At 61.3% G+C, this 14,441-nt stretch carries 11 protein-coding genes; 2 read left to right on the forward strand and 9 right to left on the reverse strand.

Going from position 1 to position 14,441, the window contains the following annotated elements; genetic code table 11:
- Positions 1 to 37: 37 nt before the first annotated feature.
- The 7 genes from ACE3SN_RS02955 to ACE3SN_RS02985 all read right to left on the reverse strand — a co-directional run bounded on the left by ACE3SN_RS02955 (position 38) and on the right by ACE3SN_RS02985 (position 8,852).
- Entirely contained in the window at positions 38 to 1,168 is a 1,131-nt protein-coding gene (locus ACE3SN_RS02955; protein ID WP_374527314.1) for a P1 family peptidase, read from the reverse strand.
- A complete protein-coding gene (locus tag ACE3SN_RS02960) occupies positions 1,165 to 2,499 on the reverse strand; it encodes an aspartate aminotransferase family protein (protein WP_374527316.1) in 1,335 nt (444 codons plus the stop codon). The genes ACE3SN_RS02955 and ACE3SN_RS02960 overlap by 4 nt, the downstream gene beginning before the upstream one ends.
- A gap of 211 nt (positions 2,500 to 2,710) precedes the next feature.
- Complete coding sequence (locus ACE3SN_RS02965) at positions 2,711 to 3,358, reverse strand: TetR/AcrR family transcriptional regulator (RefSeq protein WP_374527318.1); 648 nt, start codon at positions 3,356 to 3,358, stop codon at positions 2,711 to 2,713.
- A 236-nt stretch (positions 3,359 to 3,594) separates the two neighbouring features.
- Positions 3,595 to 4,974: an MFS transporter gene (locus tag ACE3SN_RS02970; RefSeq protein WP_374527320.1), complete on the reverse strand. Its 1,380-nt coding sequence runs from the start codon at positions 4,972 to 4,974 to the stop codon at positions 3,595 to 3,597.
- 41 nt (positions 4,975 to 5,015) lie between these two features.
- Entirely contained in the window at positions 5,016 to 5,861 is an 846-nt protein-coding gene (locus ACE3SN_RS02975; RefSeq protein WP_374527322.1) for a fumarylacetoacetate hydrolase family protein, read from the reverse strand.
- A gap of 31 nt (positions 5,862 to 5,892) precedes the next feature.
- Positions 5,893 to 6,621 (reverse strand): SDR family oxidoreductase, encoded by a 729-nt coding sequence (locus ACE3SN_RS02980; protein ID WP_374527324.1) that lies wholly within the window; start codon positions 6,619 to 6,621, stop codon positions 5,893 to 5,895.
- A gap of 35 nt (positions 6,622 to 6,656) precedes the next feature.
- Positions 6,657 to 8,852 carry a TonB-dependent receptor gene (locus tag ACE3SN_RS02985; protein ID WP_374527326.1) on the reverse strand — a complete coding sequence of 732 codons (2,196 nt, stop codon included), beginning with the start codon at positions 8,850 to 8,852 and terminating at the stop codon, positions 6,657 to 6,659.
- 267 nt (positions 8,853 to 9,119) lie between these two features.
- Here ACE3SN_RS02985 and ACE3SN_RS02990 point away from each other — a divergent pair, with 267 nt between their 5' ends.
- Both ACE3SN_RS02990 and ACE3SN_RS02995 read left to right on the forward strand, forming a co-directional pair.
- Positions 9,120 to 10,520 carry an amidase gene (locus tag ACE3SN_RS02990; protein ID WP_374527328.1) on the forward strand — a complete coding sequence of 467 codons (1,401 nt, stop codon included), beginning with the start codon at positions 9,120 to 9,122 and terminating at the stop codon, positions 10,518 to 10,520.
- A 219-nt stretch (positions 10,521 to 10,739) separates the two neighbouring features.
- Entirely contained in the window at positions 10,740 to 11,102 is a 363-nt protein-coding gene (locus ACE3SN_RS02995; RefSeq protein ID WP_374527383.1) for a transposase, read from the forward strand.
- A 55-nt stretch (positions 11,103 to 11,157) separates the two neighbouring features.
- On the opposite strand, the gene ACE3SN_RS03000 is transcribed toward ACE3SN_RS02995, so the two are convergent.
- Positions 11,158 to 11,991, reverse strand: coding sequence for a sterol desaturase family protein (locus ACE3SN_RS03000; RefSeq protein ID WP_374527330.1), 834 nt, complete (start codon positions 11,989 to 11,991; stop codon positions 11,158 to 11,160).
- A 977-nt stretch (positions 11,992 to 12,968) separates the two neighbouring features.
- Positions 12,969 to 14,441 carry a tyrosine-type recombinase/integrase gene (locus ACE3SN_RS03005; protein WP_374527333.1) on the reverse strand — a complete coding sequence of 491 codons (1,473 nt, stop codon included), beginning with the start codon at positions 14,439 to 14,441 and terminating at the stop codon, positions 12,969 to 12,971.

A 14,441-nucleotide genomic window follows, 5' to 3' on the forward strand; every position in this document is an offset into this window, starting at 1 on the left:
CCGGGGTCAGGCCTGGGCCGCCCCCGGACCGACGCGGTCAGTCGACCTCGACCAGTCGGTTGTACCGGCGCAGGATGTCCTGGACCTTGTCGATCGGCAGGGCGCGGACAGTAAAGCCGTTAATGCCGGTCATGGTCTGGTTGGCGAACATGGAGTTCATGATTGCTTCCTCGACTGCCTGGATGGTGGCTTCGTAGAACCGGCTCATCGCCGCTTCGCCGAGAAATTCAGTTGTCACCAGTCCTTCGTGCTGCAGCACGGCGGCTTCGTTGGCGGTGGAGAAGGCGAGGAACAGGTCGCCGGATTCGTTGGAGGCGATCCCGCCCGTCGCCGAAATGCCATAGGCCGCGCGGCGCGCGATCCGACGCAGTTGGTGCGGGGCCATCGGCGCGTCGGTTGCTACGACGCCAATGATCGAGCCATATTCGGGCGGCGAAAAATCGACGATCGGCAGCTCCAGTCCCACCGGCACCCCAGCGATCTTGAGCAGGTGGCGTTTGCCGAAGTTCGACTGGACGAAGGCTCCGACGGTGTAGTCGCACCCGTCATAATCGACCACGCGAGAGGCCGTGCCCGACCCCCCCTTGAACTCGAAGCAGCGCATCCCTGTACCGCCGCCGACGCTGCCTTCCTCGATCCAGCCGCTGCGGGCGTCGTCGAAGGAGGCGATTACGTCGTCCGGCTTCACGTGATGCCCGTTGATGTCGTTGAGCGGTCCGTCATGGGTCTCGGCGGACACCGGCAGGTAGAATGGCTGGTCGGTCTTGGCCGAATCCTGATGCTGCTCGAATAGCCAGCGCGCCGTGACATCGCGGGCCAGGCCGCAGGAATGGGTGTTTGTGATGGTGATCGGCCCGTCGAACCGCCCACGCTCTTCGATAAAGGCCGCGCCGCTCATCTCGCCGTTGCCGCTCATGCTGAAGTAGCCAGCATAGGCCCCGCCTTCGGGATTGCCGCGCCCGCGCGGGAAGATCGCCGTCACCCCGGTGCGCACCGGACCTTGCCCCACGACGAGCGGACCATCGCCGCGGATCAGGGTCTGGTAGCCTACCTGGACCCCGGCGACATCAGTGATCGCATTGTAGGGACCCGGCGTGCCGACGAAGGGTACGCCGGCGCCGCGGGCGCGGATCTTCCCGGAAGGTGTCTGGCGATATTCCTGCCTCATGCTGCCTGCTTCCCGATCAGCTTGAATGCCTCGTAGGCTTGGTTGACGACATGGTCGATGTCCGCCTCGGTCAGGGCAGTCGACAGCACGAAGAAGCCGGGCGCGCCCATCAGTACACCGTTGTTGAGCATGTGGTGGAAGAACAGTTCCGCGCGCTGGCCCATGTCCGGATTGGCCATGCGCACGCGGCCGAGTTCGCGATAGGTCTCGCCCATACCCTCGGCGTGGAACAGCCCGGTGATCGATGCAGTGCCCCGCACCTGTGCCTGTGCCCCGGTGGCGGCAATTACCTTGTTGAGACCGGCGCGCAGTCGGTCGCCAAGCGCGCTCAGCCGGTCAAAGGCTTCGCGATCAAACAGCCGCATGGCTACCGCACCTGCGGCCATGGTCAGCGGATTGGCGTTGTAAGTGCCGCCGTGGGTCATACGGGCCTTGCCCTTGCGGGAATCGAACACCGCGGTCATCACTTCAGCCGAACCGCCAACTGCGCCCACCGGCAGGCCACCGCCGATAATCTTGCCCATTGCGGTGATGTCGGCGCGGATTCCCAGAGTATCCTGTGCGCCGCCGTAGCCCAGGCGCAGGCTGTAGACCTCGTCGAAGATCAGCATGGCGTCCAGCGCGCGCGTCTCTTCGCGCAGCATGGTCAGGAATTCAATGCTGGCCGGCTGGTAGGCCAGGTTCTTGACCAGCGGATCGATCAGCACACCCGCCAGTTCCGCGCCGTGTTTGCGCAGCAGCATGCGCCCGCCTTCTACGTCGTTCATCTGCAGGGTGATGACGTCTGCCGCGGTGCCCGGGCCGGTGCCGGTTTCGGGAATGCCCTTGCCCTCGGCCGGATCGGCTAGCAGCTGCGGGGGCGGATAGGTGCTGACGGCAGCGGTGTCGTCGCTGCCGTGATAGGCGCCCTCGATCTTGGCGATGATCCGCCGGCCGGTATAGGCGCGGGCGGTCTTGATCGCCATCATTACGCCTTCAGTACCGGAATTGGCAAAGCGGATCTGCTCCACCGAGGGCATGCGCTCGCAGATAATCTCGGCGAGTTCGATCTCCGCCTCGGTGGGCAGCGAGATGGCGGTAAGCTTGCTCGCCTGGCTGGCGATCGCAGCGGTCACTTCCGGATGGCAGTGGCCGTGGATCAGCGAGGAATAGTTGTTGATGAAGTCAAGCCGGGTGACACCATCGACATCGGTCACCCGCGCACCTTCGGCCCGGGCAGCGTAGACCGGGTAGGGCGGGAAATAGACAGTGTGTCGCGAGTTTCCGCCCGGCATGACCTTGCACGCGCGTTCGAACAACTTGCTCGATTTGGAAGCCTGATCGGGAAACATCCTGTCCTCTCCTCTACCAGCACACGCCGGGACAATCACGTCGGATAATGTGATCACTGTACATATCGAGTCGGTCAGGTCAATCCCGCAAAGTCCCTGCCGCGCCGGCAGGCGCAGACAGGCGCGGCCGAGCGCGTTCAGACGGTCGGCGCAGGGGGGGCAGGTTGAGCTCGACGATTACCCGAAGGACGAGGCCACTCAGCGCGAGACCTTAAGATAGGCCCTTGAGGTAGGTGCGGGTCAGGTCCTCGACCAGTTCCAGCATGGCCTTGCGCGTACCGAACGGGTTGGAAATCATGTTGTTGGAGATCGAAACGGCCAAGCCATAGATAAACGCGAGGATGGCATAGGCCTTCTGGCAGTTCTCATGCGACCAGACGATATCATCCGGGCGATAGATGTCTTCGCCATAGACGATGTGCGTCAGGATCGCGAGCGATCGGTCTGCCTGCTGCTCGTAGTTTTCGTTCTGGTTGCGGTTCTTGATGTAGCCGTACATCAGGCGGAACAGTTGCGGGTGCTTGAGGCTGAGGTCGACTGTCCGGACCGCGCATTTCACGATCTTGTCCTCAAGTGGCAGATCGCTTTTCAGGATTTTCTTCATCACCCCGGCGCGCGTTGCGAAGCCCTTGGCTGCAATTTCGAGCAGCAGGTAATCGAGGCTGGGGTAGTGATTGTAGAAATTCGCGGATGTCACACCGACCTCGCGGCACAGGCGCCGGGCGGTAATATCTTCGACCGTTTCCGTCTCAAGGATGCGCTCAGCAGCCTGCATCAGTCGTTCGGGCACGTTGCCCTTGTGATAGGGCTCGTGCGGCGCGCTCGGCGTGCCCGCGTTCGCGGATTTGGCGGCCTTCATGATTTCGAGCTTACCTGCCGTGCTGCTAAAGACATGCCTCTTAGGGCATCCGACTCGCGCCGAACCGGAAAATCCCCTCCCTCATGCCTCAAGCATGCCAACCATGGCCGTGCAAGCCCGGATTAACCGCACGTGCGCACGCCTGCGCGCAGCGGACGTCCGCGCCTCGCCTGCTCCTTTGCCGACGGGCAGAATGCAGCCCGCCCGATGATGTCGCGACTGCAGGCTGAACTGGCTTATTCCAGTGCGGGTTCTGCCAGGGGTACGCGGCGCGATTGCAGCCGTCGGCTGATGATGCCGTGCCGCTTGCGCCCCAGCGGGAAGTTCCAAGCGAGCAACGCCATGGCCCCGTGGAACACCAGTGGAATGCCAATGAACACTGCAAGCAGTCCGTTGTTGGCGAAATCGGTGTTCGGGTGGCCGACCTTGTAACCTACCAATTGCAGCAGATTGAACGCGACCGCTCCGCCCAGCGCCATGGTCACCTTGATCAGCACCATCTGCACAGCGAACAGGTTGCCGGCCTTGTTGGTGCCGCTTTTCAACGTGTCATAGTCAATCACGTCGCCCAGCACCGCACCGGGCAGAAAGTTCGGCGGTGCCATCAGGAACGCCTGAACCACCACCAGCGGTAGCAAATAGGGCAGGGCGGCCTCGCCGCGTGGCAGCAGCAGCAGCAGCGGGGCAAGCATCGCGCTGCTGCCGATGCAAAAAGCCCAGACGCGGTGCCGGTCGAACCGAGGAAGGATCCGAGACCAGACCGGCAGGGCCAGGACCTGGATCAGGAACAGCAGACCCATGATCATGGCGAAGGATTTGCCAAGCCCCATGTAGCCGCTGTAGAAAATGAACGCGCAACCGACAAATGCGCCCTGGCCGACGCCCCACAGCGAGACGATGGCAAACAACCGCCGCGCGGGCAGGGATCGCAGGATTGTCTTGCCGACATCGCGCAGAGTGGTCTGCTTGTGATCCACCTTGCGTCCCTGCGGCACGATCTTCAGGCAGGCGAGGATGCCGATCGGCATGACTATGGCATAGATCCAGGCGATGAGGCGCAGCGTTTCGCCGGTGATTTCCGAGCTGCCGCCGAGCATCCCCATGGCAATCGGGACTAGATAGAAGGAGAGCGCGCCGGCGATGTTGAAGCCGCCGACGTACATGCCGATTTTCGCGCGTTCGTTGTAGTCTCGGCTGATCTCCGCGCCCCAGGCAGAGCGTGGTACCTCGAACATAGTGAAGCCGGTGTAGAGCACCTGCGACCAGATGAGGAAATAGACCCAGGTTGCAGTCTTGGGCGGCGAAAAAAGCTGAAACACGGCCGCCACGCAGAACAGGATCGCTGCAGCGATCCATGGCTTGCGGCTGCCGAAGCGGCTGCGCGTCCGGTCGGACAGGAAGCCCATCAGCGGGTCATTCAGCGCGTCGATGATTCGGCTGAGACCGGCAACCGTGCCGATCTGCGCGAGCGTAATCGCGGTGTTGGCGGCATAATGGGTCGGCAGCACGGTATAGACCGCCCCGGCGACCAGCGCGTGGCTCATCGCTGGGAAGCCGAAGGCGAGCAGTTCTGTTCCGGAAAGCGGCCGCTGGGTGCTATTGTCCGGACTGGTCAAGTTTCGCTCCCTGGGATCCGTCCGTCCATTGCTGCGCTGCCTCAAGCCGCGGCGACGACAAGCTGGCGCTGGGTGCCGAGGCCCTCGATCCCCAGTTCGATCCGATCGCCCACCTCGAGGAACACCGGCGGCTTCTGACCCAGGCCAACGCCCGGGGGGGTGCCGGTGGAAATCACGTCTCCGGGCAGTAGGGTCATGAACTGCGAGACATAGCTGATCAAGAAAGCCGGCTTGTAAACCATGGTTGCGGTCGAACCGTTCTGGAACCGCTTGCCGTTGACCTCCAGCCACATGTGGAGCTGGCACGGGTCGGCCACCTCGTCGCGGGTCACCAGCCAGGGGCCGATCGGGCCGAAGGTGTCGCAGCCTTTGCCCTTGTCCCAGGTGCCATAGCGCTCATTCTGGAATTGGCGCTCCGAAACGTCGTTGATCACGCAGTAACCAAACAGGTGGTCCATCGCCTCGGCTTCGCTGACGTACTTCGCGCGCTTGCCGATGACGAGGCCGAGTTCGACCTCCCAGTCGAGCTTGGTCGAGCCGCGCGGCTTTTCGACATTGTCGTCGGGCCCGCAGATCGCGCTGGTGGCTTTCAGGAACACCACGGGCTCCGGCGGAACCTCCTGGCCCGTTTCCGCCGCATGGTCGTAATAGTTCAATCCGATACAGACGAACTTGCTGATCCCGCCGACACAGGGGCCGATGCGCGCACCCGCCGCAACTTCGGGCAGGGACTGCAGGTCGAGCAGGCCGAGGCCGAGGTCGGGCCCGCGCGCCAGGCGCGCGGCGTCGATATCGGCAATATGACCGGACAGGTCGCGCATGGCCCCCTGGCCATCCAGCACACCGGGCTTTTCCGACCCTGCCGGGCCATGACGAAAGAACTTCACTCGAGGTATCCTTCCTTGGGGCCGGCGTAGCTCAGTTCGCCCAGCCGCCATCGATTATGTAAGTCTGCCCCGTGGTAAAGGCGGCCTCGTCGCTGGCAAGATAGCGGGCCATCGCCGCGATCTCTTCCGGGCGCCCCAACCGGCCCATCGGCTGGCGGGCGCGGAAATCAGCCAGCGCCTGTTCGTAATTGCCGGTCGCGCGTAGCCGGTCCTGAAGCGAAGGAGATTCGACCGTGCCTGGGCAGATCGCGTTGCAGCGGATGCCCCGGCTGACAAAATCGGCCGCGATCGACTTGGTCAGGCCATTCACCGCCGCCTTGGTGGCGGAATAGGCGAACCGGTTGGGCACTCCCTTGATCGAGCTGGCGACCGAGGAAATGTTAAGGATCACGCCCGTACCCCTGTCCAGCATGGCGGGCAGAAAGGCGCGCACCGTGTGGTACATCGAGGTGACGTTGATCCGGATCGAGGCGTCCCAGTCCGCAATTTCGCAATCGAGAATCGTACCGGCGTGGACGAAGCCCACTGCGTTAACCAGGATGCCGATATCGCCATGGGCACGGGCAGCGGCGGCAATCGCCTGCGGATCGGTCGCATCGAGCCGCAGACGTTCCACCCCCTCGAGGCTGTCCAGTGCATCGGCATTGATGTCGGCCGCGATGACCTGTGCCCCGGCCGCGGCGAAGGTTTCAGCGATGGCTCGCCCGATCCCCTGTCCCGCCGCCGTCACTAGCGCCACCTTGCCATCAAGAGCCAACATCAATGCTTCTCCGAACTTGTCTGCCGAGCCGCCGGTTAGAACCGATGGCTCAGGTCAATGCTAAAGGTCCGCCCGGGGGTGACCGTCTGCGCGCCGTTGTAGAAGTAGAACTGCGGCACATGCTCATCGAGCAGGTTCTTCACACCTACCGTCAGGCGGGTCTTATTCTGCAGCTGCAGCCCGGCCTGCAGGTCGATCTTGTTGTAGGCCGGATAGGGCTCGCTGACGCCAACATAGTCGCCCAGCACGCCACCCCATTCAAACCGGAACACGCCGCTGGCGACGAAGTCCAGACTGTCCGTCATTGGTGCATCGACATTGAACATTGCGTTGATCGAGCCGCGCCGAGTGTAGGGCAGGAGCTTGTCGTCAAGCACGAAGGCATTGGGTCGCCCGGCATTGACAGTCGCCTTGTCGAAGCGCGCGTTGAGCAGACCCAGCGAGACGCCGCCACTCAGCCACGAGGTCGGCCGCGCCAGGATTTCAAGTTCCAGACCCTTGGTCTTGCTGGAGCCGACATTGGCGTAATACGACTGGGCTAGCGGGGTCGACTGGGTAACCAGCACGTTGTTCTGCGGCATGTAGAACAAAGCGCCGTTGATCGCCAGCTTGCCGTCCATCAGATTGGCGCGGAAGCCGACCTCGAAGTTCTTGGCGGTTTCCTCATCATATGGGATCGTTTCGGCCGACACCGGCGTCAGGTTGAACGCGCCGGGTCGGAACCCGGTGCCATAGGTGAAGTAGAAGTTCAGGTCCTTGCTGGGCATGTAGCGCAGCGTCACTGTGGGCGAGGTGAAGTTGAACGTCTTTTCCGAGTTCAGATTATAGGTCGGGAAAGTGGACGAGAATGCCGCGTTGGCGACATACGCCAGGGTCGGGTTGGCGATCGGCTCGATGCCAGACAGGAAGGTCAGCTGCTTGCGGTCCGAGTTGTAGCGCAGGCCGCCGCTGAGCGTGAGCTGATCGGTGATGTCATAGGCTGCCGTGGCAAATACCGAGCGCGAATCTGTGCGGATTGTCGTCCCGGGCTTGGGGCTTCCGACCGGCACCGTCTGGACGCCCAGACCCAGCGGCAAGCCGGTGACTGCATCGACGTTCAAGATGTAGTCGCTGTGCACGTCATAGGCGTAGTCCTCCTTGAAGTAGGAAGCGCCCAGCATCCAGGTGAACGCACCGTCCTGGTTCGAGGTGATCAGCGCCTCGACATAAGTGTCCTCCACCTTGTCGCGCGGCGAGGCCACGCCCTTGACATTGTACGGTGGACCAAGGTCTGTCTGGTCAAGGTCATAGGTCGCGTTGAAGCGGTATTCGCGGTAGCTGCCGTTGAGCGCGAAGGTTGCAAAGCCCGGATCGTATTCCGCCTTGAGAAAGAAGTAGGCGTTCGACTTGGCCGAAACCGAGGTCGTGTCGCGGAACACCGAGGAATAGGTTTCGTGTTTGGAGGGCTGGAAGGTCAAGCCGTTCCCAGTGATCCCGTTCGGTGCGAAGGAAATCAGCGAGGGCCCGTCGTATTCCTGGTACTCGGCCAAGGCCTGGATGGTGAAATCTGGCGTCAGGTTTGCCTTCAGCGTGCCGCGGATGCCCTTGTCGGTCATCCTGCCGATGTATTCCTCCAGCGTCTCGTTTTTCATCTCGGCGCGGGTCTGGTTGAAGTGCCAGCCGGTCAGGCGCACGGCGACGTTGTCAGACAGCGGAACGTTGATCGCGCCTTCAAACTCGCTGCGGTGATAGCTGCCATAAGAGGCGCGGACATAGCCGCCGAATTCAGCCTTGGGCATGGTGGCGATCAGGTCTACCGTGCCGCCCAGCGAGCTGCGGCCATAGAAGCCGCCCTGCGGGCCGCGCAGCACTTCGATCCGTTCGATATCGACCTGGGCCCCGAGGCTCTGCCGGTGACCGCCGGCGTAAAGGCCGTTGCGGTAGACGCCGACATTGGGCTCGGCCTGAGTGTTAACCAGCTGCATGCCGCGGATGTTGATGAAGGTGTTGAGACCGTTGGCCGAATCCTGGATAACCGCGTTGGGCACCAGTCCGACGATTTCGCGGATGTTCGAGATGCCCTGATCGCGCAGCATGGCGCCATCGACCACGCTGACGGTGGCCGGCACCTCGGTCAGCACCTCCGCACGGCGGCGGGCGGTGACGACGATCGCGGCGGAATTGCCATTGCTGGCACCTTCTGCCGGAGCGGCGTCCTGCGCCAGAGCAGGCGCGCAATCCACATATGCCATCACAGCCACTGCCATGAGCAGCGACGACCGGATTTTACGCTTCGACCTCATCCATTCCTCCTTGCCTAGACCAGTTCCAGTCCTGCGTGTCAGCAATTCGTTTAATGTGATCGCTGATCATTTTGGATGTTGAACGGCGAATCGATTGATGTCAACAATGCTCACACTGGTTTCGCAAGTTTCGTCGCGGTGCCGGGTTCGCTCGAGCCGATGGGCTTGTCAGGCCCGCGCCGCCCTGAAATGTATAAATCTGGCAAGGTGACGAATATGCAGACTGTCGTGGAATCCGCGGATCTGATCCGCAATGGGCAGCTCAAGGCGGCGCGGCGCGTGCGCGCTTCGCTCGATGCGATCGAGCGTATGAACCCCGCGGTAAACGCCTTCGTGATGCTGGATGCCGAAGGAGCAATGCAGGCCGCCGAGGCAATCGACCGACAAGTCGCCGCAGGGCAGGATCCTGGCCCGCTCGCAGGGGTGCCAATCGGGGTCAAGGACATGGAGGCCTGCAAGGGCTTCAGGATGACCCAGGGCAGCTGGTTCTTGCGAGATGCTCCTCCGGAAAAGGAGGATTCGCGTCATGTCGCCCGACTTCGCGCAGCCGGCGCGGTGATCGTCGGCACGACCGCATGCTCCGAATTCGGCATGGATTCGGCCACCACTTCGAGGCTGTGGGGCATTACCCGCAATCCATGGAACCTCGACACGACGCCCGGCGGCAGCAGCGGGGGCTCTTCTGCAGCCGTGGCGGCGGGCATGGTCCCGCTGGCGACCGGCACCGACGCCGGCGGCTCGATCCGAGAGCCCGCTGCCTTCACCGGGATTATCGGGTTGAAGCCTAGCCACGGCCGCATTCCCAAGATGAACGGGTTCGCCAACTGGTCGGTCCACGGCGCGCTGGTCCGCACGGCTGCCGACGCGGCGCGGCATCTCGATGTCGCGGGTGGACCGCACGACGGCGACCGGCAATCGCTGCCCGCTTTCCCTGGCTTGTTCGAGGAGAGCATCGAGACGCTGGACGTATCCGGTCTACGTGCCGTCTGGACACCGGACTACGGCTATGCCCCGGTCGAGCCGGAAATAATCGAAATATGCCGCGAGGCCGCCAATCGCCTGATCCGCGCCGCCCAGCTGGAGGAGCGGAAGGTGCCCTTCCGTCCGGTCAACATCTACCGCCACTTCGGCGCGATCATGGGCAGCAACCTGGAGGCGGACTTCGTGCGCGATGGTATCCTGCCGGACGGCTTCGACATGCTGTCCGCCCCGGTGCAGAGCCTGCTGACCAAGATCCGCGCCCGGCGCGATGAGATCGACGTCAAGCAATCGTGGGAGCAGGTCTATCTGTTGGAGCGTCAGGTGGCGGAATTGTTCACGCAGACCGACCTGCTGCTCTCTCCCGCCACCTCGTGTGCTCCCTACGGCGCGAATGAGCTGGTCCCCAGCGTGGTCGATGGGCGCGACGCATCGGAGACGGGAGCCGAGCCATTTGGGATGCTGGCCAATGCCTGCTGGAATCCGTCGATATCGATTCCCGCAGGCTTCACTTCTGCTGGCCTGCCGGTCGGCCTGCAGGTGACCGCGCGGCGTCACCGCGACGATGTGCTGCTGCGGCTGGCGCGGATCGCCGAACTTGATTCGCCATGGCCATTCCCCGACGGTTTGATCGGGTAAGCCGGTCAAGGCAGTCAGCGCGCTGCGCCGTAGTAACCATTTAGGGATCCCGGTGGGCCGATCTTCTGATTCAGCACTTGCTTTTGGAGGTTGGTGTCTCGGGCGAGGGTCCTCGGGACGATCGAGGTGAGCGGCTGTAAGAACTTGTGCCTGACGGCCGAAATGGCAGGCGTGTTCCGCGCAGCACCGAGCGGCGGTTTCTCGGATACCTCGCTGCGGATGGCGCGTTCGGGTGGAGGCTGGCGCGATCTGCCCGAGAGCCTCGGATCCTGTCGGGCGGTTCATCGGCGTTACGACTGCTGGGGCGAGCAAGGGGTGATCGACCGCATTTTTGCGCCAGTAACTGACGATCCCGGCATGGAATGGCTGGCGATCGATGCCGCCATGATCCGCGCCCCGACCTTGGCCGCACGGACGAGAGTAAAGAGCAGCAAGCGGCATTCAAGCCCAGGTTCTTGGTCGCTCGCGCAGCGGGTTCGTCACCAGGGTACACGCGGTAGTCGATGCGCTCGGGCTGCCGGTCGACATTGTGCTTGGTTCTGCCTGGCAGAGCGAAATGGTGCCTGCAAGTGGACTGATTGAGCGCCTGCGCGCGCTGATCCGCAGGCAGGGCTAAAAATGCGTTCACCCCGCGAGTTCATCGCGGATCAGCCTGCAACCGTCTGTGGGTGTCCAGCTCAAATGGGGCCGGATCATTGGCTGTATTGCAATCTCTTTCCTGAGCGAGAGTCGCACACGCTTCCATTGCTCCTCTTTCAAAGCGCCAAGAAACGAGTGGCCAAGCCAGCAATTGCAGCGCGTTTTTCGGCTGTTGCTGCAATCCAGTAACCGGGGTGCAGTCTGGATTGCGGTAACTACCAGCCAGCACGTCGAATATGGGGAGCAACGAGGCAAAGTTACAGTTAAAGTGCTCTGGCAGGCGTGAATGGTGGATCCGGTGATAGGCGGGACCGTTAAGCAGCCAGGTCCATCTGCCAAAATCCAACTTGAGGTTGGAGTGGACAAGAAAATGCCAGAGGCTCAATCCGAAATAGGTCGCAAGCGCAGCCGTTGTCGGAGAGATCACCAGATAGGCTAGCGGCCAAACGGTGAATGACTTTATAAGTCGATCGCCCCAAAAATGTCGCGTTGAAGTCAGGGCTGACATGTTCGGGTCCGAGTGATGCAGGGAATGCATCGCCCAAAGGAACGGGACTGCGTGTTGTGCACGGTGAAAAAGGTATTCACCGAGATCCTGAGCCACAATATATATGGGTACAGCTAGCCAGATCGGGAGTGCGCTTCCATCAATTAGGGACGGCCCATTCCAGACCGGGAACAATCGGTATACTGTTACGCCAGCTGCAAGATTGATCGCCCAGTTTTGAAGGTTAATCTTCCAGTCGCCGCCATCCTTTCCGGCCCGAATTTCGACCAGCGTCAGTGCAATGACAACGAAAATTGACGGAACAAGAGTGGCAAGCCAAGTCATGCCATTGGCGTAGAGCCTATCAGTAAATTTCAGCTGAAGAGATTAAACGACCGAGGCTGAAGTGCAAATTCGGGTGGGCAATTATTGAGAGATCTGGCCGGTATTGCTCGACACGTTGGCAAAGTTAGCGGTAAGGGCGCGAACGCTTAGTTTGTCCGTATCGGGCTGGCGCGACGACGGAATTAAACTGTGGGGTGTGAGTGAGACCTACCGGACGCGATTGTCGCAGCTGCATGTACTGGGATGTCCAGCCTGATGATGAACGCGTTGGGATCTGCCGGCGCTTTCCGCCTGAATACAACGGCTGGTCTATAACTGACAGGAATTGTTGGTGCGGTGAACATCGCTTCCGCTCCAGCAGTCGCTTTGCGAGAGAAGAAGCCATCAAAGTAGGCCTGTCCGGCCTGATTCTGTTTGTGATAATCACAATTGCAATTTGGCGGCTATCGGTAGGTTGAGAGCTCCGATCGGCGCGAGCGACAAGGGCGAATTTGTTGCTGTGAAGCGTTTGGGCGGCTCGCGCGACTATGGCCGCAGTGCCACCGCCATTTTGCCCAGTGGGCCCTCGCAGCGAAGCCCCGGTAAGGGGTGCTGCCGTGACTAATATTCAAGAATGGCTCGTCATATTGCCATTGCTGGCAGGCTGGGCTCCTGCGAACCCGACCCGCTGGAGCGCTTCGACGGCAATACGTACACGAAGGGCGGCAAGGCGCGCGGACAGGCATCCCTTAGTTCCCTTGCGCCACCTGACGTGGATGCACTCGACCGAGGTCACCAATGCCGAATGTTCTTGCGCCGCGGAGGTTGTCCACGACATCACGTCACACCCGATTGAACGCCATTTCGCGCCTTTCAGCATTATGTGTGCGGCCCGCCACTTGACGTCCGGCACGAGCCGGACTTGCGGTCGCCGACCAGCTTTGAGCGCAGGGCGAAGTCCTCAGCATTGGTCAGAGCCAGGCGATCAGGCAGTTTGGTTACACGTTATCGATATCGATGAATTCGTCCCGTTTGTGCGGCTGGCCGGGTGCCCGATTGATCGACTGCACCATGACCGGCCACTCTGAATTCACCGAGATTCTGATTTTAGAAGCAGTGCAGGTAAAGGACGGGACGCTCCCTGCTTCAATAAACCCGATGCGGGTATCGGCCCCAGCCTGAGCAGTTTTTGGAGATACGGGACGAACTACGGATTGGTCCTGATTTCCGGCGGAAGGCTGCGGTGCACCCAATGCGTCGGCGACCCCTGCCTCTCGTGCGATTCTTATAATCTCGTCCTCCCAAAGTTTGAACCAGGCGCGCTTTTGGTCCTCCATTTCGTAGAGGTCATAAGTGCGCTCCAATCCCTTCTTGACGTGATTGAGCATCGCTTCTGCAGTGTCGAAGCCCACGTTCAGTCGCCTCGTATTTGAACGGGCCGTTCTGCGAAAATCGTGCGGCGTAAATCGCTCGATTTGCTGGCCCGAAGCGTCGACCATCCGGGCGTGGACCCGGTCTCTGGCCTTGTACCAGACCGAACGATTGCGCGGTCCCTGGATCTTATCGCCTGGGAAGACCCATTCGGACTCACTTGCCATCAGCGAGAGCCCCCATGGCCCGAGCGCGATCCGATGAGCGGTGGAGTTCTTGGAGCGCTCGCTGGGAATAGTCCAGATTCCGTCATCAATTTCGTCGGTGCGCGCATTGGCTACTTCCGAGATCCGGGCAGCTGTGAGCAGCCATAGCAGCATGCCCCTCTGAAAGTGCTTAGGTTCCTCGACCAGTGCCACGAGGAACCATTCGATCTCCTGCAGGCTGAGCATCCTCGATCGCGGACTTTCCGGAAAACGCAGATCACCAAGTCGGCGCGATGGATCAGACTCCAATCCAACAGCAAGTCCGCGTAGCGAAGCGGCCCAGCCGAAGAATACCTTGAGTTCAGCAGCGAGGCGATTTGCCCGGATCTTGGCCGTCTTACCCTTCCTTTCGACCAGGTTGATCAGGTCGCGCTCGGTAACATCGTAAACGCACCGCATGCCAAGCACTGGCTTGATATCGAGTTCAAAAATATCGCCCTTGTCTTTGATGGTTCTGGGCTTGTTGGGCCGCTTAGCGCGAGAGGATCTGCCTTCTCTCACTGCCACCATATAGAGCTCGTGGGCTTTGGACACGGTCATGATGTCGCGGCGCTTTTCCTCGCGCAGGGCCACTCGAGGATCGATGCCGGCGTCAATCAGTTCATTGATTTTTTCCGCCCACTCGCGGGCATCGGCGATTGTGACGTTGGGGTAGAATCCGCTCCGCATCGTCACGATCACAGACGTTTTTGGTATTCTTCTCCGTAACTTCCAGCGTTTTCTTCCCTTTCGCGGCATGACTTCGACGACCAGTCCGGGTGACACAGGATCGGCCAACGATCCCTTCCGAAGGGAATCAATATTTGCAGGTGAAAACAATGGCTTCTTCGGCAT

Source organism: Novosphingobium sp., assembly GCF_041915465.1.
Taxonomy (GTDB): domain Bacteria; phylum Pseudomonadota; class Alphaproteobacteria; order Sphingomonadales; family Sphingomonadaceae; genus Novosphingobium.